Source organism: Amycolatopsis sp. NBC_01286 (genome assembly GCF_035982555.1).
In the GTDB taxonomy this organism is placed as follows: Bacteria; Actinomycetota; Actinomycetes; order Mycobacteriales; family Pseudonocardiaceae; genus Amycolatopsis.
Genome location: NZ_CP108428.1, coordinates 8,852,481 through 8,878,236, shown reverse-complemented (window position 1 = coordinate 8,878,236; position 25,756 = coordinate 8,852,481). Strand labels below are relative to the sequence as shown.

The window sequence follows — 25,756 nt, the reverse complement described above, 5'->3', positions numbered from 1 at the left end:
TCCTTGTGGCCAGACCACAAACCGAGCCGTCCGGCCGCAAGATTTGCGCAGGCGTCGGAGGCGGACAAGCTATTCGACGTAGCTCGAAAGCAGGCAGGGCGAGACCTCTGTCTCAGCCCCCGGGCACCCGCCGACCCACCACACCCGTGCAGCTTCACCGCATCACCCGGCGAGCCCAGCCCGCGCGACCCGACGACGTCCGGTCATGCCGGTGACCGCGCGCTGCCGTGAATACCAGAGACTCGCTCCGCACGCCTTCAGCGCCGGTGTATCGAGGCGCGACCAGGTCCAGGTCAATGAGGTACCTCCGGTGCGGTCTGAGCAGCGATCATCGGATGCCACGATCGGTCGACCAGCCCCCAGCGCCTGTAGTTGCTGCTGCCGGGCAACCGTTCAGCCGACGCGAGCACACGCCAGTACGGCAGTGGCTTAACTTGCAGAGCGCCGCGGTCGCTCCACTCCCGCATGGCCGAGGAGAACAGCCGGCGTTCCTCGGCTATCACCCGCCGTGGCCACCTCGTTGGGCTCCGGCTCGTTGAACGGGGACTGGGCAGTGACTGCAGCCTCGACAAGCTGGGGCAGCAGGCTGGACTGCTTGGGAAGTCCGGCGTAGTGGTCAACCAACTCGTCGTAGTGTTCCATCAGATACCGACGAGCCGCCACGTGCAGCGTCACCGAGTTCACAGCCCGAAGACTTCCACTGGCCATTTGCCCATCGAGTACCGGCCGAGCGTACAACGCTGAACGCACGCCCATGCTGATGTGCGGCTCTCTGCTCCGCACGGCGGGGCAGGGGTTCGCCCGGTCGTTGGTTGTGCTGGCGGGCCCGGGCGGATAGGCATGTCTGCGGCGGATCGAGTCGGAACTGTGCGGCTTCGGTGGGGGGCTCGTGTGACGGTGGAATTTCGCTTGCTCGGCGAGGTCGAGGCCGCCGTCGACGGCGCGCCGGTCGCCATCGGCTTCGCCCAGCTGCGTTGCCTGCTGGCGGTGCTGCTGGTGGAGGCCAACCATGTCGTGTCGGTCGACCAGCTGCTCGATCGGGCTTGGCGTCCGCACCGCCTTCCCCAGCACCCCCGCGACGCCGTTCACCAGCGCATTGCCCTGGTGCGCAAGGCACTCGCCACCGTGCCGGGCGTTGCCGTCACGACCCACCCGGCCGGTTATCGGCTCGTCGTGGATCCGCAGCTTGTCGACCTGCACCGGTTCCGGGCTCTCGTCGAACAGACTCGCGCCGGCAGGCACGACGACCTCGCCATGGCCTCGTTCGCCCAGGCGCTCGGGCTGTGGCGGGGAGATCCCCTCGCGGGAGTGACGGACACGGCCTGGGTCGCGTCGGTGCGCACCACGCTCCTGCAGCAGCGCCACGCGGTCGAGCTCGATCTCACCGATATCCGGCTGCGCCTGGGGGAGCACACCGGCTTGCTCGCCGAGCTGTCCGACCGCGTGGAGCGTCATCCGCTCGACGAACGCCTCGCCGGCCAGTTCCTGCTCGCTCTCTACCGCAGTGGCCGGCAAGCCGACGCGCTGGAGCGGTACGAGCAGCTCCGCCGCGATCTCGCCGACGAACTGGGCGTGCACCCGAGCCCGCCACTGCGGCAGCTGTACCAGCAGATCCTCCGCGCCGCCCCCGAGCTGGCCGTGCCGGCGGCCCGCACCGAGCCGGCGACCACGCCGGTGCCGCGACAGCTGCCGGCCCCACCGCGCCTGTTCACCGGCCGCGCCGCCGAACTGGCCCGACTGGACACCCTCCTGGACGACCAGCCGGACTCGGGCGGCGCGGTGGTGATCTCCGCAATCGGCGGGACCGGCGGGATCGGCAAGACCTGGCTGGCGCTGCACTGGGCCCACACCCGCCTCGACCGGTTCCCGGACGGGCAGCTACACGTCGACCTGCGTGGTTTCGACCCCGCCGGGCAACCCGTTCCCCTGGTGACGGCGGTGCGCGGCTTCCTGGACGGCCTCGGGGTGGACCCGGCCACGATCCCGGTCGACCCGGACGCCCAGGTGCGGCTGTACCGCAGCCTGGTGGCCGGCAAGCGCATGGTGATCGTGCTGGACAACGCCCGCGACACGGCACACGCCAGCCCGCTGTTGCCCGGCAGTCCCACCTGCACAGTTCTCGTCACCAGCCGGCGCCACCTCGGCGGGCTGGTGACCGCCCACGGTGCGCACTGCGTCGACCTGGACGTCATCCCCGAGCACGAGGCCCGTGACCTGCTCACCCACCACCTCGGCCACGACCGGGTCGCCGCCGAGCCTGAGGCGGTCGACGAGCTGGTGGCCTGCTGTGCGGGCCTTCCGTTGGCGCTGGGTATCGTGGCCGCCCGCGCCACCCGCCACCCCGGCTTTCCCCTGGCCGTCCTTGCGGACGAGCTGCGCGACCGGTCCGGTCGCCTGGACGCCTTGGATCCCGGCGATCCGCAGGCGACGCTGCGCACGGTCCTGTCCTGGTCCCACCACGCGCTGTCAGACGCGGCCGGGATCGCGTTCGGCCTGCTGAGCGTGGCACCGGGCCCCGACATCGGCCTGCCCGCCGCCGCCGGCCTGCTGGCTCAGCCGTCCGGCGCGACCCAGGCGCTGCTCAATGAGCTGGAGAACGCGTGCCTGATCCAGCAGCCCACCCCGGGCCGGTACCGGATGCACGACCTGGTCCGCCTCCACGCCGCCGAATACGCGACCCAGCGGCACGGCAAGGCTGAACGGGACACGGCGCTGCGGCACGTGCTCGACTTCTACGTCCACATCGCCCACGCCGCCGACCGGCGCCTGGATTCACGTCGCCCGGTCGTCCGGCTCGAGGCACCTGCCCCTGGTGCGGAACCTCACGAGCCGTGGGACATGTCGGCGGCGATGGCCTGGTTCGAGACCGAGCACGCCAACCTGACGGCCGCCCAGCGAGCGGCCCTCGACCACGGCTGGCACCTCCGGGTCTGGCGGCTGGCCTGGGTCCTGACCACCTTCCACGCCCGGCGCGGACACCGTCAGGACGATCTTTCCGCGTGGCGGGCCGCGGTGGACGCCGCTGCGCACCTGCCCGACCTCGCCGCCGCCCGCGCGCACCGCTACCTCGGTCGAGCCCAGGGCGAACTGGACCGTCACGACGACGCGAGCCGGCACCTGCACCAGGCCCTCGCCTTGGCGGAGCGCCAGCGCGACACCGCCGAGCAGGCTCTCGCCCACCACCAGCTCGCCCGGGCCTGGGAGCGGCGGAAGGACCACCGCCGAGCCCTGGAGCACGCCACCCGGGCGCTGGAACTGTGCCGCGCCCTCGGCCGGCCGGCCTGGGAAGCCAACGCGCTCAACGGCGTGGGCTGGCACGCCTCCCGGCTCGGTGACCACGACACCGCTCGCGCCCACTGCCAGGCCGCGCTGGCCCTGCACCGCCGGCACCACAACCTCAGCGGCGAGGCGGACACGCTGGACAGCCTCGGCTACATCGACCACCACACCGGCCACCACGACCGGGCCGTCGACCACTACCTGCAGGCGCTCACGCTCTTCCGCCGGCTGGGCAACACCTACGAGTCCGCCGCCACCCTCGACCGGCTCGGCCACCCGTACGTCGCCCTCGGCCGGCACGAGCAGGCCCAGGCGGTCTGGCGGGAAGCGGCAGAGCTGTACGGAGCGCACGGCCGCGACTCCGAGGCCGCCCAGGTCCGGCGACAGCTGAAGACCCTCGAGGATCAGGATTCTCGGTGACCGGTCCGGCCGGAACGAGGACCCCGCGCCGTTCGTGGCTCGCGAGATCCTCGCCCGTTCACATCACCCGCCGATCGGCTCCTCGGCGCGGATCACTAGCTGTACGGGCGCCACATGAACTCGCCGCTCTGTGCGCAGGTCCACTGGATGACCCAGGCACCCTTGTTCGTCCGGGCACCGCCGACCGCCACGCACTTGCCGCTGTTGACGTTCACGAGCTGGTAGGCGCCCGCGAACACCGGCGAGGTCGCCGGCACCAGGGTGAAGATCTCCGCGGGGGTGTCGACGCAGGCGTAGATGCCGACCTGAGCGTTGTCGTTGGTGTCCCCGCGCCAGATGGACAGGCACTGGCCGTTGTGTTCGTTGACGAGCCGGTAGTTGTTGCCGCTGACGTTCACGGCGTCCCAGAAGATGGTGTAGTCGCCGTCGTCGCAGCCTTCCTGACGGTTCGCGCCCCGCGATCCCACGTCGTAGGCCAGGCACAGCCCGCTGTTGGCGTTGGCCCATCGGTAGGTGCCGTTGGCGACGACACCGGCCGGCGAAGCCTTTCCGAAGGTCGCCGCCGTCGCCGGAATCACGACACCGACGGCCGCGGTGACGGCCATGGCGACCGCGGTGACGGCACGGATCAGACCACGTCTCATGCTCTACCCCTTTCTCGACGCCCACCGGATCACCCGGACAGTCGCAGCTGACGCGGTCGATCAGGTTGGGCTCATCGGCGCTGCTTAGCGACAGCGGCCCGCCGATCAAAGTGCCCGGCCGAGCCGTAGAAAGTCTTTGGTGGCTCTTTAGTGCCCAGGTCACGATCACTGCGGCCGGCCGAAGACGTGGCACGCGCCCGCCCGGCACCGGACGCCGAGACCGGCGATGGACGAGCCGTGCAGTCGGAGTCCTCGCAGCCCGGTGGTCATTTCTCGTGCAGCGCTTCGTTCACCCGGGTCGCCTGTCCAGAGCTACGCGGTCACCGGTGTTTCGGGGCAGCTGGGGCGCCTCGCCGTACTGGGCCTGTTGAGCTGTAGGTATCCGGCTCCGAGGTCGTCGCAGTCGTGCACACGCTGAGCACGGCCGCCGCGCTGAGTGTCACGATGCCGATCGTGAAGACCTACGTCGGACGTCGCGACCCGCACCAGCACGGGCACCCTCAGCTGGAAGCTGGCTGATCACCACGGCACGACCTACGCCACGGTCGACGCCGGTTCCTCCATGGCGGTGACCAGGCGGTGGCGGGACCCGTACGGCACCACCCGCGGCACCCCGCCGTCGACCTGGCCGGACAAGCACGGCTTTCTGGGCGGCTATCAGAACACGACAGGCGTGACGCACATCGGTGCCCGCGACTACGATCCGCTTGCTGGTCGTTTCATGACCGCGGACCCGGTGCTCGATCCGAGCAATCCGCAGGCGTTGAACGCCTACAGCTACGGCAACAACAACCCGATGTCGTTGGCGGGCTTGCGAAACCTCGAATCGCTGTCTTTCCTGGATGACCCTGTTGTCTTGACATTTCGGAATTGCCGTGAGCTTGAAATTCTTTCACAGCTTGCCAGGTGGTCGGAAAGCTTGACCCGGCTGCAGGTGTCCGCGTGCCCGGTCGAGGACTGGTCACCGCTTGCGCAGCTGACCCGTTTGCGCAGCCTTGAGATCGGCGCAACACAGTCGGTAGATCTGAGCTTGCTTTCGGATGTGCAGACCCTGGAGGAGTTGTCGCTGGATTCGAATCAGGTCGATCTTTCGCCGTTGGCGGGTCGGCGGGGTCTCACGGTGTGGATCAAATCGGCCGCGGAGGTATCTGGCGAAGATATGCTGGGCCCGGGCAGTCAGATCGGGCGATACTGACCGTTTTGGCGGCGAGTTGGGTGAGCGCCGCGATGACGAGGTCGTGCTCGGAACCGGAGCGGAGGGTGCCACTGGTTGGCGACGGCGACGTCCGGAGGAACGAGGGCACGTCCATCGAGCCACTGCGACAGCGCGCGGCGGCGCGGACGACATCGAGGAAAATCCGCTCGATCCCTCGCCGGGCACGAACGACCTGAAGTCATCACCGTACCGTCGCTACGGTGCTGGCCGACGGTGGCGCCGATGTCCGTTCATCGGCAGAAGAGGGTGTTCGAGCGGCGGCGCGGACGCCGATGCCATCGTGTGGTCGGTCCGGCCGACCGGGAGTGCGCAACGGTCGGCGAACCATTGATAGGCGCCGTGCCGTCGGGTGTCGATCGAGGCCCCCATCTGCTCGGCCAGGCCAGACGTTCCCGTGGATGCTTGGTAATCGCATGCCCAGCAAGAAAGCACGAGATGTGTGTCTTGTTCGGCATCTAGCTGTGGTTATACGTTCCGCTGGACGTAGGACCCCTCGGAGACAGCTGGCGGCTGGACGCCTTTACCGGATCCGGGACCGGTGTTCACCTGGTTCGGTCAGGCTGTGCGCGCTCATCACGACAGCCGACATTGAAGCCCGGCGCGCGGGTGGCCGGCACCTTCTCAGGTGGGGTGGACGGCCTTGCGGAAGCAGGTCAACGATTCTTGCATCAGGGCATCGAATTCTGCGGTGGTGTCTTCGGTCCAGTCGTCGTAAGCGGCTGTGAACACCGTGACCGCTGCCTGTGCGGCGAACGCCGCCGTCCTGCTCGACTCGCGATGGGTGTCCAGGGCTCTGGTGATGGCCGCGGCGAGGGATGACATTTTGATCAGGTTACGTTCGTGCAACTCCGGCGAAGCGGCGATCACTTTGCGCCTGACGTCGGCGTACTCGACGTAGTTCGCCAGTAGGTCCGTGCCGGCGCGGGTCAGGGCCATGACGGCCGCGTCGATGGCGTCGAGGCCGTCATAGGCCTCGGCCAGGTATTGGACAACGCGGTCTTCAAAGGCCGGCGCGCCGGCGAAGAGGACTTCTCTCTTGTCGGTGAAGTGGTTGAAGAACGTCCGCTTGGTCACGCCCGCCCGCTCGGCGATCTCGGCCACCGTCACCTCGGTGTAGCCACGCTCGAGGAACAAGGTCATGGCCGCGTGCTGCAGACGCTCCCGCGCGTTCGGTTCCCACCGTCCCATGCCGTCCAGCGTACCCCAGTGATTGCACTTGGTGAAATGCTGTGGCACAGTGGTCATTGCACTTGATGCAATCATCGATAGAGGAGCGGTCCGCATGACCACCAACACCGCCGCCTGGATCAACGGCAGGCACGCTCGGCTCGAGGTGGGCCCCGCGCCCTACACCTCGCCGGGGACCGACCAGATCGTCATTCGCAACCAGGCTGTCGCCATCAACCCTCTGGACTGGATCATCCAGGCCGCGGGCAACCTGGCCTACCGCTGGCTTCGCTACCCGGCGGTGCTGGGCTCCGACGTCGCCGGCGAAGTCGTCGAAGTGGGCGAGAACGTCACCCGCTTTCGCGTGGGCGACCGGGTGCTTGCTCACGTGGTCGGTACCGACAAAGACGCCAACAACGCAGCTGAAGGTGCCTTCCAGCTCTACAGCGTCGCACTGGAACGGATGGCCTGCTCGATCCCGGACGCCCTTCCCGTCGACGAAGCCGCCGTGCTCCCGCTGGCCGTCTCGACCGCGGCGTGCGGGTTGTTCCAGACCGATCAGCTGGGCCTGCGCCACCCGTCGGTGAACGCCGAGCCCATCGACGAGACCGTCCTGGTGTGGGGTGGGTCGACCAGCGTCGGCAGCAACGCCATCCAGCTGGCGGTCGCGGCGGGCTACCGGGTCGTCGCCACAGCCTCACCGCACAACTTCGACTACGTCACCTCGCTCGGGGCCGCACAGGTCTTCGACTACAACAGCCCCACCGTCGTACCCGACATCAGCCAGGCCCTCCAGGGCCGCACACTCGCCGGCGCGCTCGCTGTCGGCACCACCTCTGCGGCCGCGTGCGTGCGCATCGCCGGCTCGTGCACCGGCCGGCGCTTCGTGTCGATGGCCAGCCCGGCGGTCTCCTTCGCCGGCCTCGCCCACGAGCACGGACGGCTCGAGCTCCCACGGCTGATCCTCAAGATCATCACTTCCACCGTGGCATTGCAGATCCGGTCCCGGTTCCAGAGGGTCGCCACGAAGTTCATCTTCGGCACGACGTTGAAGACCAACGACGTCAGCACGGCCATCTACCGCGATTTCCTGCCCGGCGCCCTCGCCGATGGCCGGTATGTCGCCGTGCCGAAGCCGTTGATCGTCGGGCACGGCGTTCACGACTTCCAGCACGCCATGGACATCCAGCTGAAGGGCGTCTCGGCGGAGAAAGTCGTCGTCACTCTGTCTTGACGAGCCAGCCGGATCTTCTGGAATTCCCGCGAGGAAAGCCGTCGGCGTTGGGTGAGGTCGACTGCACCTGTCGGCTACGCGTCACGCTTGTTCGGCACGTGTCAAAGCCGGGGGAGTGCAACACGAGCGGATCACTCGACCTGGTGATGTCGATGTACTGAGGAGAAACGCTCATGCACACCGTCGATCTCGCCTACGTCGGGCGGGGCCTGCACGAGGAACATGATTCGGAACTGCCGTGGCGAGGCTCGTACCTGGTTGGCTCGGCGCGGAGCCAGTAGCCGCAGGCGCCTGCGAGAAACAACTCGGCACGTTCGGCAGCACCAGGACCCGCGCCGGCAATCTGACTGCCAGTACTGTGGGGTCTCTCCGAGCTTGACATGTCGATCTTGTAAGGCCCGGCCTGCCGCTCACCCTTGTCATCAACGGCGAAGCCGACGTCCTATGCGACGAAGGTGAGGCATGTGCCGCCAAGCTCTGCGGTGTACCCATGACCGCTACCCGCTACGACGGCATCATCCACGACTTCGTGATGCTGCACCCCCCGCCGCCACACAGGTGGCCCGTGCCGCCACCGCGCAAGGCGCGGCGCACTATATCGATCTTGGGAGACTGGGAGGGCTCGAGGCCCCACTGGCGTCCCGAGCCCTCCCAGTTCGTCCAGAAGAGAACACGAGGGTCTATCTCGATCTTGACGCCCCCTGAGTCGCGTCCATCCGCCTGCCGCCCACTAAGGGATGTCTCGTAACTGAGGGCGTGGTTGGTGGGGCTGGTGTTGTGTCAGGCTTCGAGGAGCACGTTGTGCAGGTGCGCGATTCCGGACACCGTGTCAGCGAGCGTGCTGGCGGCGCGGCGGTAGTCTCGGAGGATCTTGAAGTTCTTCATCCGGGCCAGGACGTGTTCGACGCGAGCGCGGACCTTGCGGTGGGTGGCGTTGAGATCCTCTTTCCAGTCCGGGAGCTCGCTGCCGTCGCGAGGTTTGCGGTAGGGCATGACGATCGCCGGGTTGCCTTGGTAGCCGCCATCGGCCATCACCGGCCGGTCGGTGAGTTGCTCGGCGATGCCCGAGTCGCGGTAGACGGTGCAGTCGTTGCTGCTGCCTGGCTGTGGGTCGCCGGTGGCGATGACCAGCCGGGTTTCGGCGTCGATCGCGACCTGCACGTTGGTCGAGTAGCGGTAGTTCTTCGACGGGGTCGCCAGTCGGTGATCGCGGGTCGGGACCAGGGTGCCGTCCACGATCGCGACCGCATCCACCCGGCGTGTGCGGGCCAGGGCCAGCAGCGGGCCGATCGTGTCGATCACCCGGTGCGCCGCGGAATGCGACACCCCGAACAGCGGCCCGATCTGGCGCATCGTCAGATTCGTCCGCCAGTACGTCGCGACCAGCAACACCCGGTCTGCCAGCGGCAACGCCCACTGCCGGCCCGGGCGGCCGTCCGCGATCTCGTCCCCGCCTCGCTTCGCGACCAGCCGCACGAGCTTGCGGAACTGGCCCGGCTCCAGCCCGGTGAACGGGGCAATCCACTCCGGCCGCGACGCTGTGATCACCTGCACCACAACAACATGATCAACTATCGCCCCAGTCAGCCCGACACCGGGTTACGAGACATCCCTTAGGCCGGAGCCAATACGACTCGCGACCGAACACGGCCGCCTCCGAACGTGTACCAGCCGTTCCCACCTGCCCAGGTATCGCGCACGTTTGGTTCACCCAGCTGTCCGGGTACGGGAATGGTGGTGAGCTGAGAGTGAGGTCCTCGTGCCGGTGCCCGACGCCGAGGACGAATCGGTGCCCAAGTTCCCTGCCCGGTTGATGCGGGAGGTCACGGCGGTGGCCGCGCACGCGGCGATGCTGCGTGACGTCCTGGCCGACTGGGCCACCAGCTGGGGCCTGACCGCCGACCTCGTGCGAGACCTGCGGCTGGCGGTCTACGAGGCGATGGCGAACGTCGTCGCGCACGCCTACCCGCGCCACACGATCGGCCTGATGACCGTCATCGCGACCCGCGACGAATCCGGCGAGGTCGCGGTCACGGTCAGCGACATCGGCTGCTGGCGAAAGGACAAAGACCCCGGCCGCGACGGCGGCCGGGGGATCCCGATCATCCGCGCGGTCGCTCCGCAGGCCAGCGTCACGAGCACCGGCGGCGGCACCACCGTCCGAATGGTTTGGCCCGGACCGCTCGCCTGACCGATGTCACCTGGCGGCATCGATCAAGGAGCCCGGCCACCGTAGGCTGTGTCGAGCACACAGACGGGGAATGCACGAGTCTCACACTGAGCGCGCGCTCCGGTCGGCGGGCAGGGACTCACGGCACGACCGGCCTGACGCGCCGGACGACGATCTGGCCGCACTGTTCGGCCGGCTGCCGATGGTCTTCGCGGTGCTGTCGGGACCGCGGCACCTGGTGGAGACCGCGAACCCGTCCTTCCGCGCCACCGTCGGCATGACCGCCGGGTACATCTGAGCGCCGATCGAGACGGTCCTTCCGGAACTCGCTGACCAAGGATTTCTCGCGCTGCTGGACGAGGTCTACCGATCGGGCACGCCCTACACCGCCCGCGACGCCCGGATCGTGCTCGGAACCGGGCAGACGACGCGGGAGACCTTCTTCGACTTCACCTACGACCCGCGCCGCGACAGGACCGGCAACGTCGTAGGGATCACCGTGCTCGGGGTGGAGACCACCGACCTCAAGCACGCGCAGCGGGTGAGCGCCGAGCACCGGGCCCTGCTGGAACAGGTCGTCACCGACGCCCGCTGTGGCAGGTGCTCGACACCATGGTCCGGGTGATCGAAGGCCAGTCCGAGGACGCGCGCTCGTTCGAAACCGGAGATTCGCTCCGCCTGGGCGGTGGTCACGGCGTGGCGCGGCCGGGGGCACACCCCGGCGGATCGTAAGGTCACCCGGACTTGCCCGCCAACGCGTTTTCCCGCCGTAGAGTGCTGGCATGCGTGCGCTGTTCAGCAGTCTGGTGCCGGCCGACCACACCTACCCGCTGATCCTCCTTGCGGCCGTCGCCGGGAATGAGGTGCGTTTCGCTGCCAGTGAGGGGGTGTACGCGCGCACGCCCTCGCCGGGCGAAGTTGCCCGCATCATGACCGGCTACGCCCCGGGTCGCTGATGTCCGTCGACAGCGAGTACAGCCGGTTCCTCGACGAACTGCTTCCCGAGCTCGAGTTGTCGCTGAGCAAGCGTGACGATGCCGAAGCGGTGCTGGAGCGGCTCCGCGTCTACTACACGGGGTTGCCCGCGCCCGGCCAGGAGCCGCGGCCGGAACCGGGCCGGGTCGCCGTCATCGCCCTCGATCCCTGGCGCGACTGGTCCGCCGAGGTCAAGAGCGCGGTGCTGGTCGCGGACCTGGTGATCTGCGACGACCCGCTGCTGTACGTGCAGGACCACATCAAGCGGTTCGCCCACTTCTACCGGCGGACCTTCGGCAGGCAGACCGGCACCCGGCTGCTGGCCCACCTGGCTACCCAGCTCGAGCGGATGTGGGACGTGCTGCCGCTGGTACGGGCCGGGCTCGTCGTGTTCCGGCCGCTGCGCATGGCGGCCGAGGAGACCGTATCTGCGGTGGAGCGCGCGGTCACCGACCACCTCGGCGACCACCTGGAAATGCTCGGCTGCGACGTGCACAGCTATCCGCAGTGGGTCGAGTACCGGCTGCCGTTGCTGGCCGAGCAGGCGAAGATCGAGCTGGACCGTGAGCTGTGGACGGAGTTCGGCATGGGTCCTGCCGAGATAGCCCGGTTCACCGTCGAGCCGCGGCTGACCCTGCAGTCCCTGACCACGTGGAACGGGCTGCTGCACGCGGAAGCGGTCGACGGGACGTTCTGGAGCACGTCCGACGCGTACTGGCGGCTGGCCCGGGACGCGATGAACGGCCTGCATCCCGGGACGAGGCTGCTGTCCTTCGTCGACACCTTCACCCGGCCGGTCCTGGAACAGTTGCCGACGCCGGACCTGCTCACGATCCGGGGTAACGACGAGGCGTTCGACGCCTTCCGGCGGCACCTCGCGTTGACCGAGGACCTGATCGGCTCGGATCCGGACGATGAGCGGTTCCCCGCGGACGTCGCCCGGGTCTTCGACGAGGTGTTCCGGCCGAACATCCGCGTCATCGAGAAAGCCATGCGGCGCAACACTCTGCTGCGTGACCTGCCTTTCGTCCTGGCTACGGCCGGCTTCGCCGTCGCCGGCGGGATGGCCGGCGCCGCACCGCCCGCGGCGACGATCTTCGGTGCCCTCTCGAGCCTCCTCGGCTTCGGCCCGGCCGTCCGTGACGGCCTGCGCCGGGAAGCCAAGGTGAACCAGGAGCCGGCGTTCGTGTTCTGGAAGCTCGGCGTGCCCGGAACGCCCTGAAACGTGATCGCGGCCGTCCTCGCCGGACGTCGGCGGCGGGTGGCTCAGTAGCTGAGCCCGCGGTGGGCGCTTTCGCTGTAACCACGATCCTGGTCGTCGACCAGTTCCTCCAACTCGGTTCGCCGCGCGTCGCGCAGTGATTCGCGGGTCAGCATCACGTCCGATGCAGCGTCTTCGGGATCGGGTGTGGTCATCAAATGCCTCCATTGCCGGGTGATGTCACGCCAGGCGTCGGCCCGAAGGTCGTTGCCGGCGGATTGGGTAGCCGAGCGGGGAGGCAGCGTCGGCGGTGGTGATTCCGTACGTTTCACGATACGCCGCGGCCAGCCCGATGACCTGGTCCCACTGCCGCGCAAGCGCGGCATCGTCGGGGCGGGCACCGAGCGGCGCGAGCCAGCCCCACCGCTCATCGGTCACCGGGGCGTCGGGCAGGTGCGTGGTGACGATCCGCTGCCAGCGGCTGATCTGCTCATCGGTCGCGTGCGCGATCCGAGCGGGCGCATCGTGGGTTCCGACGTGCTCGCTGTCCGGCCGGCGGGGAAGGCCGGCGGGTGTGCTGGTGAACAGGTCCGGGTTCACCGTTGAGGGCGCGTTCTTCGCGTTCTTGGTGACAGTGGTGGTGGCGTAGCGCAGCGACGGGCCGATCTCGTCGACATCCAGCTCGACCACCGTGCGGCTCTCGCCTTCCTTGGTCTGGAACGAGCGCTGCTTGAGGCCCTGGACGACGCCGCGGGCGCCGCGGGCCAGGGACTCGGCGACGTTCTCGGCCGCCTGCCGCCAGATCGTGCAGCGCACAGCACGGCGCTGAACGACCGTGACGCGGTCCTGATGACGAGGTTCACCACCCGCGACAGCTACTACTACGCGGGCATCGCGTCCTGGGGCCAGAAGTACGCGATCGGCGTCGTGGACGCCGGGGTCGACACGAAGCTGGCGGGTACCGGCGCGGCGGCGGACATCAAGCCGGAGGAGACGCACGCACTGCGCTTCGCAGTCCAAGGCTCGAAGCTGACCCTCTACGACGGCGGCCGGGAGGTGCTGTCGGTGGTGGACCCGACGCTGGTCCCGACGGAGAGCTTCGTAGGCCTGCAGAGTTCGACGGCGACGGGGAAGACCTCGTTCGGGAACGTGTCCGTGCACGCGTTGTGAGTCGACCTGCCGATCAGCGGAGCCGGACGCCCCACGGCGACATTCCGATGGATCTTGAACCCGAGTGCAACAGATCGCCGGGCTGAGGGTCTCGTGAGAGGTGTGCGGTTCGAAGAGTTCTCACGCTGGGTTGTGGCCGGCCAGGTCCGCAGGCCCCGGACCATCGGGGACGGTGATCTCCTGGCCGAGACGGTCGATCCGGCAAGCGGGCTTGGGAGCGCCGCCTGAGGGATCGGACGAGCTTCTCCAGGCCCGAGTACATGTGTTGTTATATCGTGTCAGGATGCTGGCTGATCAGGACGTGCCCAGCGGTGTCGATATCGCGATGCAGCTGCGGCGAGCGCAGCTGCGCAAGCAGATGGCCTGCGAAACCGCGCTCGCCGAGGTCGGGGTGACGTTGCCGCAGTGGGGCATGCTGTACGCCGTCGCGGCCGAGCCGGATTCCTCGACCCATGCGCTGGCCCTGTTCATCGGGCAGTCCGATCAGTCCGCGGGCGCGGTGGTGGCCCGTCTGGAACAGCGCGGGTTGCTCGAACGCCGGCCGGGCGTCGGCAAGGCGATCCTGCACCGCCTCACTGCTGAGGGCGAGGAGCTCGTTCGGCGCTGCGACACGATCGTCGAGCAGGTGATGACCCAGCTGCTCGCCGGTTTGCCCGATCGGAGCCGCCGGGCATTGCAGATCTCGTTGCAGTCGATCGCTGAGGCCGCACTCCCGACGTGAGCAGACCGGGCTCCGGGGAGCTCATTGAACTGCCCGGGTGCCGCTGCGCCACACGTCCCTGATCGACAGGGTGTCGCTGATCCTGCTGGTGGGATCGCCGTCGACCAGCAGCAGATCGGCGCGCGCGCCCGGGGTGATCCGGCCGCGGTCGTGCAGGCCGAATGTAGTCGCGGGCACGCTGGTGGCGGCCCGCAGCGCCTCGGTCGGAGTGAGCCCGGCCCGCACGAGCAGCTGCAGTTCGCCGTGCAAGCTCGCCCCGTGTGCCATGCCCAGGGCGCCGAAGTGGTGGTTGGCATCCGACCCGGCCAGGATCGGTACACCCGCCTCGTGCATCGCCTTCACCGCGGCCAGTGCGTTGTCGAAATTGCCGGCCGGGAGCGTGTTGAATTCACGGCTGAGGTTGTCCGTCCAGGGCTGCGGCAGGCGACCGGTGACCCGGCTGTCGCCCGCCAGGACGGCGCCGAGGTGCCGGCCGGTGAGTGAGGCCAGCAGGTTCAGTGTCGGGGTCAGGAACGCGCCTTCCGCAAGGAACGCCTCGATCAGCTCGGGCGTGGCCGGGCCGTCGATGAACAGGTGCGCGAATCCGTCGACCCCGGCGGCCAGCGCCTGCCAGGTCGCATCGAGGGTCAGAGCGTGGGCGATCACCATGCGGTCGCGGTGATGCGCGGCGGCCACCGCTGCCTTGACGATGCGCTCCTCGACGACAGGGACGGTCTTGCCGAGGGTTTTGCCGCTCTCGATGAGCACCTTGATGTAGTCGGCGCCTTCGGCGATGCGCTCGTCGACGAAACGCGCGGCGTCTTCGGGCCGGGTGACCGTCGGCAGCTCCGGATCGTTCAGGCCGCCGTGGAGCTGGGTGGGGTGCCCGCCGGGTGCGGTCAGTCCCACTGAGGACGAACGGACGTCCGCGATGTCGGTTCGTTCGGCGGCGGCGCGACGAACCGGGTGCATTGCGTGCGGGAAGGAAAACAGGTCGAACTCGGTGGTCACGCCGAATCGGAGGGCTTGACCGAGTGTCTCCACGTCGGCGTGGGTGTGGGCGTCGATCAGGCCGGGCAGCAGGGTGGCGCCGTTGCCGTCGATCCGCTCGGCTGTCGAGGGTGTCGACGCGCCGACGGCGACGATCCGTGTTCCCTCGACTTCCACGGTGCGCACGCCGATCGGCTGCTCGCCGTCGAACACCCGGGCACCTTCGATGACATAGCGGGTCATGAATCCTCCTTTATACGTGTTCGTATATACTAACCCATGGATGAGGTGGTACGACTTCGTTCCGAGCAGAGGAAGGTGTGCAGCTACCCATGTCCGACAATGAAGCAGACGTGATGAGCGTGCTGGACCTGATCGCCCACGAGCGGCAGGCGCGTGACCGGGGCTGGTGGTCCCGCCTCGAGCGGTGCTACACGCCGGAGGCGACCATCCGGACAAGCTGGTTCGACGGCACCGCGGTGGAGTACATCGAGGTGTCCAAGCGGGTGTTCGACCACACCCCGTCCACCCATCGTCTCGGGCTGCCCGTCATCGACGTCAACGGCTCCCGCGCGATCGCCGAGGTGCCGGTGACGATCGAGATGCGCGGCGCTTTCCGCGGCGTCGAGACCGACCTCGTCGCGTACCTGCGGATGCTGCACCGCGCCGAAAGGGGAGCCGATGGCTGGCGGCTGGCCGCGTCGGTCGCGATCTTCGACCACGACACGATGACCTCCGCCGTCCCCGGCATTGCCCTGACGCTGAATCCGGGCGACCTTCAGGGCACGCGGCCGTCCTATCGCATGTTGAGCCTGTGGATGACCGAGCGCGGGTACACGGTTCCGGCCGATCGCCACGGCGTCGACCGGCCCACCGACCTCACCGCGCTGTATGACGACGCCTACGCGTGGGCCGGCCTGCCGCGCTGACCAGGCCCGTCAAGAAGGTGAGGCGTCGACCAACCTCGCGGCGGCTTGACACGACATAGCAGGCCGGGGCGCCGTCAGGTGACGTCCCCGGCCGGTCTCATCCGCCCGGTCGTGAACCGGTCTGCAGGTGACCGGGACAGGCGTGCGATGGGTGACGGGGCTGGTTCACCCCGGGTATCGGGCCGTGCTTCAGGGACGCACCGCCTGGCCGGGGTGTGCTGACGTTCGTGCGATCCACGACCCGTCAAGCCGGGCGTGCCCACCGCCGGGGATGCCCTCCGCCGTCACCCAGGACGTCTCCGAGCAGGTACGGGCTGGCTCGCCGCGCGACACCACGCCGAGCCTTCCGGCAGTCAGCGCGACCGGTGTGGGGAAGCGAGCGTCAGGCATGGTCGGCCGGAGGCTCGCCGAGCAGCGCGCGGCGAGCCTCGGCGCTGGTCTTCTGGACCAGGTCGCGGACCGTCGACGGCGGGACAGCGTGGCCGAGCATGCTCGTGAGCAGTCGTGTCAGGGGCTGTTCGGGGTCGGTGTTCTCGAGTGCGATCCGCGCGCTGGTGCCGTCGCCGCGCTGGTAGGCGCGCATCGCGATGCGGCACCCCCGCCTGTAGCGTGCGCGTTCCCGGGCTCGGGCGACGCTGTTGCGCAGCGACTCCAGTGACGGCAGCGACGGATCCGGGCTCGGGGGCGGTGACCTGCCGGACGAACAGGTCGACGCGGTCTAGCAACCACAGCGGTGTCCGAGCGAGGTAGCGCGCACGCTGCGACGGGGTGCAGCGGCAGACCTCGGTCCGGACGCTGCCGCACAGGCAGTCCCGGGCGGTGAACACGACGCGTGCTCCGGCCGGACCCGATTCGGCACCTGCCGAGGCGGTGATGCCGATCGTGCCGTTCTCCAGCGCCGGACGCAGCACCTCGACGGAGCGGGCAGAAAACTCGGGAAGGTCCTCGACGGTCAGGACACCGCGGTGGGCCAGCGTCAGCAACCCCGGCCGACTCAGGGATCCGGCTATCGCGGCGATCGTGTCGTCGGGGAGCAGGGAAACGCCGGGTGGGCGCTGCGTTGTCGGGCCAGGGTTCGCCGGCCGGGAAGTGCCACGTGCTGACCTCGAGCGCCTCGGTATCGGTGAGGTCGGCCATCAACGTCCGGATCAACCGCGGCAGCCGGACCGCCGTGGGCGCCAGCCGGACCCAGGCTTCGGGAGCCCACGGCGTAGTCGACGATGCCCCTTCGCCCGATTCGGGCCGCGGGATCGGAGGGGTCCGCCGCGCAGCCAACTGACCAGGTCATCCAGGCAAGCGACCCACATCGCCAACACCGCCGGAAACACTATGGGCCGATACGTGCGATCAGTCCGTCTGTCATGACACTGCTTCCTCGGTGAACCAACGATCCACGTGGCGGTAGTCGGATTCGGCCTCCGCGCGGCGGTACTCAGATTCGCCGAAAGATCGTCCCGGCACAGACCGGGTCACCCCGACGTTTGATAGGGGTTAACCCCACCAGGTGGCCCGGCACCCGGCTTCGGCTGAGGCGCGACAACGGGCTGGGACGGCCGGGTACCGGTCCGCCGCGGCCGTTCAGGTCCTGTGGGCGGCCCTTCGGCCGATCTTCCCACCCCGGACCTCGGCCTGGTCGTACGGGGGCTAACCCCACCATCGATTCGGGGGCTGGCTTGATCGCTTCGGCCTGGCGATCTTCATACATTTTGCCAGCGCCGCGAATGCGGCGTGAACGCGCCTCAGGAGGCCCAAATCGTGCGTACGAATACCAAGTACACAATGGTGGCAGCGACGATCGCCGCGGCCGCCGCGTGCGCTCTTGCCGTGACCATTCCGGCGTCGGCCTCGACCAGCTCGACGCCGAACGCGTTGCAGCAGCAGGTGAACGCGGTCCAGCAGACCGGAACCGTGGGTGTGGCGGCGCAAGTGACCAGCCCGCGCGGACAGCTGTTCGCCGAAGCCGGACAGGCCGACATCGCGACCATGTCGTCGGTACAGTCCGGGGACGCGTTCCGGATCGGTAGCTCGACCAAGACGTTCGTCGCCACCGTGATGCTGCAACTCGTCGCCGAGCACCGGGTGTCCCTCGAAGACACCGTCGAGCGCTGGCTGCCCGGACTGGTGACCGGCGCCGGCAACGACGGCAGCAAGATCACCGTGCGGGAATTGTTGCAGCAAACCAGCGGAGTGCCCGAGTACCTCAGCGACTTCCCAGAGATCACCTCCACCGCGAACTTCCAAGCCGGCCGGTTCACGACCTACACCGCAGCGCAACTGGTCGCCATCGCGATGCGGCAGGCACCGGAATTCGCGCCAGGAACCGCCTGGGAATACTCAAACACCAACTACATCCTCGCCGGCATGATCATCAAGAAGGCCACCGGTCACACCTGGCAGCACGAGGTCACCCAGCGAATCATCAACCCGCTCCACCTCAGCCACACGATCGCGCCGATCACCTCTTCAGCGATCCCCGGTCGGCACCTGCACGGCTACTCCAACTTCGGCTCCGGGCCGGTGATCGACGTCACGGCGCTCAACCCCTCCGCAGCTGACGCGGCCGGCGCGATGATCAGCACCACGGACGACCTGACCCGCTTCTTTCACACGTTGGTGACCGGCAAGCTGCTTGCGCCGGCCCAGCTCACCGCGATGGAGACCACCGTACCCGCGCCTGGGCTGGCCGACGTCCTCCCCGGTGCTCGCTACGGCCTGGGCCTGATGCAGATCCCGCTGACGTGCGGCGGCAGCTACTACGCACACGGCGGCGACCTCCCCGGCTACCACACCCGCGAAGGCGTCACCACCGACGGCAGGACCACCGCCGTAGCCGTACAGACCGGCGACGGCACCGCGACCACCGAACACGCCATGGACAACCTCATCGACCGGGAACTCTGCACCCCCGCCACCCGGTGACAAGCCACGACCGGCGCGTCGCGGGACTACGCCAACCACGCTGACCGCGGCGCCCGTGAATGACGGGGCTCTCGCTTAAATGACCGTCTGCGATAGACCCCAACACCGATGATCACGACGTTGTGTAATTTCCCGGCGAACGCCGGCAGGGACCAGTTCCAGATCCCGAGCCGTTTCAGTTCGCGGTTCTGCCGCAAGAAGGTCATTACGACCATCGTCCTCATGCCACTCGATGCATGGGGAGGCCACACCAATATCCGGTTTCTTTCACCGTAAACCTGCTTTTGCGACAACGACGAGAGGCCAACAACGACGGACAGACGTGTCTATTTACCCGATTCCGGTGTCCTCGGTGGACAGGCAGAACCGCTCCGTCCTGCTGCGCACGCTGTGTGGGCGGACAACGAGCGGATCAGCCGTAGAGCCAGGTCATCGACGTGGCCAGGCACTCGGCGGCGGTCCCGGCGCCGGCGTGCTGCTGGAACAGCAGTCCGATGGTGGGGGGCGCCCGGTGCGCTGTGGGCGTGGGCCAGGGCGCAGGCGGTGAGGTGGCGGTCGCCGCGGCGCACCGCGCTGGCCGCGACCAGTGTGGCCAGCCGAGCCCGAACGTCGGGGGCGGTGCTGCCGCGGTAGAGGGCCGTCCAGAGCTGCTCGACCCCGTTGCGGGTCGAGGTCGGACGGTGGCAGGAGCATGGGCCCGTAGACGGTGTTGTCGGCCAGCGCAGCGGTGACCGCGAACGCCGCGACGTCGTCGACGAACTCGCCGCGGCCGGCCTGGATGGTGACGCGGGCGACGAGCCGGTTCGCCTTGTCACCATGACGCACCAGCAGCGGCAGGATCCGGCGAGTGAACCGGCTGATGCGGGCCGGCAGGCCTTCGCCGGCTTCGGTGAAGGGCAGGCCCCAGGTCGCGGTCGGGGCCTCTGCGCAGAGCTGGACCGGCCTGGCAAGTCGAAGTCGGCGCGCGGGGCGATGACGGTGCCGAGGCGGGCGGGGAGGCGGTAGTCGCGCCACGGGGCACCGGCGCGGGTATGGGGCCCAGTAGCGGCCGATGACGGTGTGCCCGGCGGGTCGCAGGTCGGCCTCGAGCGCGGCGATCGCGGCCCGCAGCGGCAGCCGCTGCCGGGCGCGGTCTTCGGCGATCACGATGACGACCAGGTCGGTGTCGCGCTCGGCGGGGAGTGCGGCCTGGGCGAGGGCGGAGCCGGGTGTCCGCCAATCGAGGCATCGAGGCGCGGAGCGGCGTCCCGTTACGCTGGAAGGGTCCGCCAGCCCGTCACCGTGTGGCTTTCGCGGCTCAGCCGGTAGGCGGCGTCGGCGTACGGGCGGTCGAGGCGGTACACCGTCCGCATCGGAGTGGCCGGTTCGGTGTCGAGCCGGGTGTACAGCCTGGTGATCGTCGAGACGCGGTTCTGCGCGCCGAGGATCCCGCCGACTTCCGGGCTCCACGAACCGCCCGCGGTGGCGCTGTGCTCGCTGCCGTCCGGACCGAACCCGAACCCGATGGCGTAGGAGACCGGCGCCACGACGCCGTTCGCGATGACCGGCTGGCCCTGGCAGGGGTAGAGCCAGTTCAGCTGCCAGTCGACGAGCGTGTGCCCGTCGCGCGGCAGGAAGTCGCCGACCGGGACGACGTCGCGCACCGTGGGCATCGCGAACGACAGCCAGTCCTGCGTCACCTTCGCGGTCAGCCGGAAGGCCGTGGTGCCCGCGGGGAGGGCCGTGCCGTCGCTGATCGCCACGTCCCGCCAGGACAGGCTGTCCTCCGGCGCGGCGAAGTCCGAGCGGGCGACCACGCGGTACCCGCCGTCGGACGCGGCCGCGAACTCGGCGGTGAGGGTGTTGCCCGCACCGGTCACGCCGCTCACGGTCGTCATGAGCTGCTTGTCCGCCGACAGGTCGGCGGGCAGCCGCAACCACGGCGTGGTCATGGTGGCCGGTCCGGCGGTCAGGCTGCCGTAGACCTCGGCCGTCGCGGGGCCCGGCTCGGGCGGGCTGCCCGCCGCCCGGACGTCGCGGTCGAAGCCGTCGGTGGCCGGCGCGCCCGCCAGCACCGCGACCGGACGCGCGGAGCCCGGGTCGGCGGCTCGCAGCACCCGCGCCTCCCCGCAGCGGCGGGCGAGCGGGTCCGCGACGGCGTCCGCCCACGGCGACCACGAATCCCGGGTCCGCACCGTGGCGAGCGCGAACCCGCCGACGAGGAAAGCCAGCTCTCCCACCAGGAAGCAGACGGCGATCGCCCGGGCGAGGTGGATCGCGGTGAAGGCGTCCCGGCGCGGGACGAGCGTGACGACGAGGGCTCCGGCGAGCACCACGGCCGGCGCCACTGCACTCGGCAGTGGCTCGCCGGCCAGGGGGACGCCGGGTAGCACGTCGTCGGCCCACGTGTTGCGGCCCTGGGCGGCCAGCCAGATCCAGCCGCCCGACCCGGCCAGGAGCAGGGAGCCGACCACGAAGGTCAGGCGGCGGGTGCCGAGGTAGCGCCGGGCCAAGTCCGGCGCCGACAGGGCCAGATGGCTGAGGAAGATCGTCGCGACGCCGGCGAACGCCCCGAAGTGCCACGGCCACTTCGACGGGGTGCACACCAGCAGCACGAGCCCCAGCGTGCAGGTCCAGCCGGTCAGCCACAGCGGCCGGGGCAACGGCCGTCGGCGCTGCCGGGCGCGGACGCACAGCAGCACGAAGAACGGCACGATCAGCAGGAGCAGCAGCGCCGGTGCGCGCAGCGCGAAGTTGCCGGTGGACTGGTCGCCCAGCAGCAGCCGGTACCGGTCCAGCTCGTCGCCGAGCGGGTCCGGGGGACCGGTGTCGAGGCCGCCGCCGAAGGACGAGCTGCCGCGCAGGAAGTCGTTCAGCGAGCCGTCGGCGAACCCCGCGACGGCGGCGATCGCCGCGCACGACACCACGCACAGTACCGCGGCGACCGTGTCCGTCGTCGAACGCGCGGTCCTGCGGATCAGCTGCGCCGCCGATTTCGCCCCGAGCGCCAGGGGGAGCAGCACGAGGACGCCGGCGGTGTGCGCGATGAGCCCGAGGGACGCCGCGCCGACGGCGAGGCCGAGGTACCCGACCCGTTGCCGGCGGCGGGCGAGCAGCATGGCGCAGACGGTGATCGTCAGGCAGGCCGAGACCGAAGCCTCCTGGCGGGTGCCGAGGCCGAACGGCAGCCACCAGGTGAGGAACAGCAGCGCCGGGACCAGCAGGCGCTTCCCCACGGCGACCGGGCCGACTGCGCCGCGGACCCCCAGCCACGTGATGATCGCGAAGAACAGCGACGGCACCCGCTGGAGCACGGGAGCCGTGCCGAGTTCGGACCACCACGCGTAGAGCTGCAACAGCCACGTGAACGGGACGTAGGAATTGTTGTGGTACATGTAGTAATTGCCGAAATAGCCCGCGTGTTCCCGGTTGAGCGCCATCGCGTACATCCAGCCGTCGTCGCTCGTCCGCGGCGCGAGGAACAGCCACGCGAGCAGCGTGACGCCGACGACGACGTCCGCGGCGCGGGGGCGGAAGCGCTTCCGCCGGCCGGGCCGCCGGTACAGCACGATCAGGCAGCCCGCGCACACCAGCAGCCCGGCCACCACGGCCGCCAGGAGCACGAGCTTCACCGGCGTCGGCGCGGAGGCGAACCGGTCGTCGACCCGCACGGTGACGTCGAGGTCCCGGCCGGGCAGCGTGGTGATCGCCGTGATCAACGCGTCCACGTCCGGCAGCGCAGACGTGCCCAGCGTCCGCCCGTCCTTGGTGTAGAACAGCTTCTGGTCCTCGGTGCGGATCCGGTACTGGCAGGGTTGCGCCGTGATCGGTTCGCGGAAGACGACGGCCGGGCCGAGGAACGCCGTGAGAGAGCCATTTTCGGCGGTCACCCGCAGCCCCTCGGCGGCCGTGGGCTGGTCGGGATCGGTGGTGGCGAGCAGGATGTGCGACGCCCGATCGGCGTCGGCGGCGGCCGCTGCGTCCACGGTGGCGCAGGAGAAACCGGCCGTCAGCCCGAGCGGCTTGCCGGCTTCGAGCGCGAGCAGAGTGGACTGCGGCGCGGTGGGATCCACCGGCCAGGAAACCGAAGGATCGTCGACCGCGACTGGCGCCAGCGGCAGTGCGAGCGCACACAGGATGGTCAGGATTCCTGCGCCTGCCGCCAGCGCTCTCAGCCGGCGCCGCGGTGGCCGGGTGGGCGGCTCCGCCATCGGTGTTGTCGTACGCGGTTCGAGAACTGCGGGCGAGTGAACGATGACGTCTCCTCGGCTGCATCAAGGGATACTCACCCACGATGCAGGCCCGGGGACTGGGAAAACACCAGACAGTCAGGTAGCCAGGCCGGCGCTGATCAGCCAGATGTGTTCACAGGTCGCCGCGGCCGCCGGGTGCCCGGCACAGGTGGGTGCCTGGCGTGCTGGGCGCGGTGGCGGCGGGGATGGTGCCGTGGGTGTTCGTGCTGGGCCGGACCCTGCCCGAGACGACCCAGGTGCGGCACTGGCCGGCCGTGTGGATCGGACTCGACCTGGCCATGGCGCTCGGCTGCGCGACGACGGCGCGGTGGTATCACCGGGGCGATGCCCGCGCCCGCCTGTCGGCCTCGGCGGTCGCGGCGCTCATGGGGATGGATGCCTGGTTCGACGTCCTCACCGCCCGGCCCGGCGCCGAATTCACCCAGGCCCTCGTTTGCGCGGTCCCGGAACTGGCCCTGGCCGGACTGTGCACCTGGCTCGCCCTGCGTGATACAGAAAGACTGTCATGAAACGAGAACACCCGCGACTGCCGCGGTCGAGCCGGGCCAGATCCCGAACCCGAAAGACGCGATCGAGAAAACCTCCACAGTGCCGCCTGCTCCGGCCTGATCCCGCCGGCCACAGCGCAGAAGGCAATCGCCGGCAACTGGATCACTGCCTTCGACGACGCCGGGCTCCGCATCGCCGGCGGCAAGGTTCTACCTCCGAGACATCTCAGCCCGGTGCACCAGCCACCGCGGCGACGAAGACGGCAACTGATCACCCACCTCGCTCCGTGACTTGGAGCTCGCTGGAAACGTCCTCCGCAAATCGGATGGCGGAACCGGTGAGGGCCCTGATCGTGACCCGACACCGGGCGTCGGTGAGGGTTGCAGCGGGAGTAGCGGCCCGGCGACGAATCCATCGCCGTGATCGCTCTGCCGCGTCTCGCCGTCATGCACCAGCCGGTGCGCGATGTGCCGACCGACGCCCTTGCAACCCGCCACCGCCCATACCCGTTCGGTGCACCGGCGCCCGGCCGCAGGACGGTTGCCCGACACCACGGAACGCACTCTTCTGCCGATGAGCACGCGATCGGCTGTCCGAATACCGGTTGCGACGGTTGAGTAGTGTCGGCTGCCGGAGGTGACCATCCACGTGGAACTCATGCGGCTCGAGATCGATCGGTACGACTGGGCCGAGATGCAATGCGGGTGCCAACGTTCAGCCGAACACCTTGCCGCCGACCTGCTGGCGCTGGCGCAAGGAACCGAAGACATGGATCTGACCGACCACGTGGTCGCGCCTGGCGAGATCCTGGTCGAAGCGTCGTTGCCCGCGCTGGCCGTGGCACTGGCCGCAATCGCCTGCGGTGGCTCGGAGCAGGCACGGGATCGATTCTTCCACCTCGTCCTCTGTCTCATCGGGGACAACGGGCACGCGTTCGACCTCTTCGAGGGGAGGAAACCCGTCGAGGAGTGCCGCGCGTTGGCACGCACCGGTCTGTGGATGTTCTACAGCGAGGTCCTCGAGGGACGCTCCGGGCCGAACGTAGTCGCTTGCGCTTTCGACATCTTGAGCATCCTCGAGCACGACGGGGACAGCCAGGATCGGGTACTGCGGGTGCAGGCAGCCGCAGCCGAGCGACTGCCGTGGGACTTGCGCCCGCCGCACAACCCTTTCGAGCTCTGATCGGCAGCCGGCGCTACCGGGAAAGAAGGCTCTCACTCATGACGTCGAGAGACGACACGCCAGAACCTTTCCAGCCGTTGCCCGGCACAACCGTCGACCACTCAGCGGCATACGACGCCCTGCCGCGAAACCTGCTCGCCCTCGTCGGTGTCGAATCTCCGGCAGCCGACGACCCGGCGTCCGGCCGACCTGGCGCCACCGAGCCCGCCGGGAAGTCGGCAAAGCCCTCACGCGCCACGCCATCGAGGCGTCAGGAGCCGCTCCGATGCAGGAGGAGTGGTTCGCACCGGTGCTGCGGGCCGCGGTCCATGAACCGGACCCGAGCCTCAACCGGCAACTCGTCGAACCCCTCGTCGCCGCATACGGCCACCGTCGTGTCCAACTCGCCCTCATCGCCTACCTTGAAACCGGTTCAGTTCCCGACGCTGCGGGCGCCGCCCGTGCCTGGTACTGGACGCACCGCACCCGCAGGCCCCACGCATCCCACCAGACAGCGCCGCCGCGCAGGAAGTGCTCAGCGAGCTGAACCGACGATACCGTCACACTGCACTACGCCGCTTCGTCACCGAAGACGACCTCGACATGCGTCGCTGCATCCTGCTGGGCCTGCCGCTGGATCCGCATAGGTACCCCGACACGATGCACGACCTGGTGGCCCAGGCCGTGCGGATCGCCCGCACCTCATCCGACGACTACCTCCGGCACCGGGTCGAGATCCAGGTCGCCCTCCGCTCCTGAGACAGCCACGGCGCGGCACGCCCCGACAGCAACGCACTTCTCATGCCGCTGGGCGCGTATTGGCCGTCCACCGCGACCACGGCATGTCGCGTGGCCCGGAA

Annotated in this window: 23 protein-coding genes and 4 pseudogenes; 17 read left to right on the top strand and 10 right to left on the bottom strand. The window is 69.2% G+C overall.

Translation table 11 applies throughout. The features are described 5' to 3' along the window. The first annotated feature begins 897 nt into the window (after positions 1–897). Positions 898–3,699, top strand: a complete 2,802-nt coding sequence (locus tag OG570_RS40575; RefSeq protein WP_326954083.1) for an AfsR/SARP family transcriptional regulator — start codon at positions 898–900, stop codon at positions 3,697–3,699. Positions 3,700–3,794: 95 nt separating this feature from the next. Here the strand turns inward: OG570_RS40575 and OG570_RS40570 are convergent, their stop codons facing one another. Further along, on the bottom strand, positions 3,795–4,343 hold the full coding sequence (locus OG570_RS40570) for an RICIN domain-containing protein (protein ID WP_326954082.1): 549 nt from the start codon (positions 4,341–4,343) through the stop codon (positions 3,795–3,797). Positions 4,344–4,905: 562 nt separating this feature from the next. Between OG570_RS40570 and OG570_RS40565 the strand changes: the two genes are divergently transcribed. After that, positions 4,906–5,538, top strand: a complete 633-nt coding sequence (locus OG570_RS40565; RefSeq protein ID WP_326954081.1) for an RHS repeat-associated core domain-containing protein — start codon at positions 4,906–4,908, stop codon at positions 5,536–5,538. A gap of 642 nt (positions 5,539–6,180) precedes the next feature. Here the strand turns inward: OG570_RS40565 and OG570_RS40560 are convergent. Beyond that, positions 6,181–6,747 carry a TetR/AcrR family transcriptional regulator gene (locus OG570_RS40560; protein WP_326954080.1) on the bottom strand — a complete coding sequence of 189 codons (567 nt, stop codon included), beginning with the start codon at positions 6,745–6,747 and terminating at the stop codon, positions 6,181–6,183. Positions 6,748–6,841: 94 nt separating this feature from the next. On the opposite strand from OG570_RS40560, the gene OG570_RS40555 reads away from it, so the two are divergent. Both OG570_RS40555 and OG570_RS40550 read left to right on the top strand, forming a co-directional pair. Continuing rightward, complete coding sequence (locus tag OG570_RS40555) at positions 6,842–7,960, top strand: zinc-binding alcohol dehydrogenase family protein (protein WP_326954079.1); 1,119 nt, start codon at positions 6,842–6,844, stop codon at positions 7,958–7,960. Between the two features lie 400 nt (positions 7,961–8,360). Then, a pseudogene (locus OG570_RS40550) lies at positions 8,361–8,501 on the top strand (alpha/beta hydrolase fold domain-containing protein); the annotation flags it as partial. A gap of 239 nt (positions 8,502–8,740) precedes the next feature. Here OG570_RS40550 and OG570_RS40545 read toward each other — a convergent pair. Then, a complete protein-coding gene (locus OG570_RS40545; RefSeq protein WP_326954078.1) occupies positions 8,741–9,514 on the bottom strand; it encodes a transposase family protein in 774 nt (257 codons plus the stop codon). A gap of 235 nt (positions 9,515–9,749) precedes the next feature. On the opposite strand from OG570_RS40545, the gene OG570_RS40540 reads away from it, so the two are divergent. From OG570_RS40540 to OG570_RS40520, 5 genes are all read left to right on the top strand, one after another. Further along, positions 9,750–10,151 carry an ATP-binding protein gene (locus tag OG570_RS40540; RefSeq protein ID WP_326954077.1) on the top strand — a complete coding sequence of 134 codons (402 nt, stop codon included), beginning with the start codon at positions 9,750–9,752 and terminating at the stop codon, positions 10,149–10,151. A gap of 70 nt (positions 10,152–10,221) precedes the next feature. Continuing rightward, on the top strand, positions 10,222–10,428 hold the full coding sequence (locus tag OG570_RS40535; RefSeq protein ID WP_326948624.1) for a hypothetical protein: 207 nt from the start codon (positions 10,222–10,224) through the stop codon (positions 10,426–10,428). A gap of 108 nt (positions 10,429–10,536) precedes the next feature. After that, complete coding sequence (locus OG570_RS40530; RefSeq protein ID WP_326948625.1) at positions 10,537–10,755, top strand: hypothetical protein; 219 nt, start codon at positions 10,537–10,539, stop codon at positions 10,753–10,755. 157 nt (positions 10,756–10,912) lie between these two features. Further along, positions 10,913–11,086 (top strand): hypothetical protein, encoded by a 174-nt coding sequence (locus OG570_RS40525; RefSeq protein WP_326948626.1) that lies wholly within the window; start codon positions 10,913–10,915, stop codon positions 11,084–11,086. Beyond that, the gene (locus OG570_RS40520) at positions 11,086–12,327 is read left to right on the top strand and encodes a hypothetical protein (protein ID WP_326954076.1); all 1,242 of its coding nucleotides are present in this window, start codon (positions 11,086–11,088) and stop codon (positions 12,325–12,327) included. The genes OG570_RS40525 and OG570_RS40520 overlap by 1 nt, the downstream gene beginning before the upstream one ends. A gap of 44 nt (positions 12,328–12,371) precedes the next feature. On the opposite strand, the gene OG570_RS40515 is transcribed toward OG570_RS40520, so the two are convergent. Next, positions 12,372–12,521: a hypothetical protein gene (locus tag OG570_RS40515; protein WP_326954075.1), complete on the bottom strand. Its 150-nt coding sequence runs from the start codon at positions 12,519–12,521 to the stop codon at positions 12,372–12,374. A gap of 409 nt (positions 12,522–12,930) precedes the next feature. Then, positions 12,931–13,122, bottom strand: a pseudogene (locus tag OG570_RS40510) (single-stranded DNA-binding protein); the annotation flags it as partial. Between the two features lie 33 nt (positions 13,123–13,155). On the opposite strand from OG570_RS40510, the gene OG570_RS40505 reads away from it, so the two are divergent. Together OG570_RS40505 and OG570_RS40500 are read left to right on the top strand one after the other, a co-directional pair. After that, complete coding sequence (locus OG570_RS40505) at positions 13,156–13,476, top strand: hypothetical protein (protein WP_326960379.1); 321 nt, start codon at positions 13,156–13,158, stop codon at positions 13,474–13,476. A 283-nt stretch (positions 13,477–13,759) separates the two neighbouring features. Further along, positions 13,760–14,197: a MarR family winged helix-turn-helix transcriptional regulator gene (locus OG570_RS40500; RefSeq protein ID WP_326954074.1), complete on the top strand. Its 438-nt coding sequence runs from the start codon at positions 13,760–13,762 to the stop codon at positions 14,195–14,197. Between the two features lie 21 nt (positions 14,198–14,218). Here OG570_RS40500 and OG570_RS40495 read toward each other — a convergent pair whose 3' ends face one another. Beyond that, positions 14,219–15,409, bottom strand: coding sequence for an amidohydrolase family protein (locus tag OG570_RS40495; protein ID WP_326954073.1), 1,191 nt, complete (start codon positions 15,407–15,409; stop codon positions 14,219–14,221). 113 nt (positions 15,410–15,522) lie between these two features. Here OG570_RS40495 and OG570_RS40490 point away from each other — a divergent pair, with 113 nt between their 5' ends. Then, complete coding sequence (locus OG570_RS40490; RefSeq protein WP_326954072.1) at positions 15,523–16,095, top strand: nuclear transport factor 2 family protein; 573 nt, start codon at positions 15,523–15,525, stop codon at positions 16,093–16,095. Positions 16,096–16,477: 382 nt separating this feature from the next. Here OG570_RS40490 and OG570_RS40485 read toward each other — a convergent pair whose 3' ends face one another. Together OG570_RS40485 and OG570_RS48475 are read right to left on the bottom strand one after the other, a co-directional pair. After that, positions 16,478–16,678, bottom strand: a complete 201-nt coding sequence (locus OG570_RS40485) for a hypothetical protein (RefSeq protein ID WP_326948632.1) — start codon at positions 16,676–16,678, stop codon at positions 16,478–16,480. Between the two features lie 124 nt (positions 16,679–16,802). Further along, positions 16,803–17,093: pseudogene (locus tag OG570_RS48475) on the bottom strand (ATP-binding protein); the annotation flags it as partial. Between the two features lie 781 nt (positions 17,094–17,874). Between OG570_RS48475 and OG570_RS40480 the strand changes: the two are divergent. Continuing rightward, on the top strand, positions 17,875–19,014 hold the full coding sequence (locus OG570_RS40480) for a serine hydrolase domain-containing protein (RefSeq protein WP_326954071.1): 1,140 nt from the start codon (positions 17,875–17,877) through the stop codon (positions 19,012–19,014). Between the two features lie 125 nt (positions 19,015–19,139). Here the strand turns inward: OG570_RS40480 and OG570_RS48470 are convergent. Then, positions 19,140–19,220 (bottom strand): annotated as a pseudogene (locus OG570_RS48470) (GP88 family protein); the annotation flags it as partial. Positions 19,221–19,674: 454 nt separating this feature from the next. Here OG570_RS48470 and OG570_RS40470 point away from each other — a divergent pair. Beyond that, entirely contained in the window at positions 19,675–20,019 is a 345-nt protein-coding gene (locus tag OG570_RS40470) for a hypothetical protein (RefSeq protein WP_326954069.1), read from the top strand. Positions 20,020–20,264: 245 nt separating this feature from the next. Here OG570_RS40470 and OG570_RS40465 read toward each other — a convergent pair whose 3' ends face one another. Further along, positions 20,265–23,066 carry an arabinosyltransferase domain-containing protein gene (locus OG570_RS40465; RefSeq protein ID WP_326954068.1) on the bottom strand — a complete coding sequence of 934 codons (2,802 nt, stop codon included), beginning with the start codon at positions 23,064–23,066 and terminating at the stop codon, positions 20,265–20,267. Positions 23,067–23,407: 341 nt separating this feature from the next. Here OG570_RS40465 and OG570_RS40460 point away from each other — a divergent pair, with 341 nt between their 5' ends. From OG570_RS40460 to OG570_RS40450, 3 genes are all read left to right on the top strand, one after another. Further along, positions 23,408–23,755, top strand: coding sequence for a hypothetical protein (locus OG570_RS40460; protein ID WP_326954067.1), 348 nt, complete (start codon positions 23,408–23,410; stop codon positions 23,753–23,755). A 616-nt stretch (positions 23,756–24,371) separates the two neighbouring features. Beyond that, positions 24,372–24,917: a hypothetical protein gene (locus OG570_RS40455; protein WP_326954066.1), complete on the top strand. Its 546-nt coding sequence runs from the start codon at positions 24,372–24,374 to the stop codon at positions 24,915–24,917. Positions 24,918–25,427: 510 nt separating this feature from the next. Next, positions 25,428–25,655, top strand: a complete 228-nt coding sequence (locus OG570_RS40450; RefSeq protein ID WP_326954065.1) for a hypothetical protein — start codon at positions 25,428–25,430, stop codon at positions 25,653–25,655. Positions 25,656–25,756 lie beyond the last annotated feature (101 nt).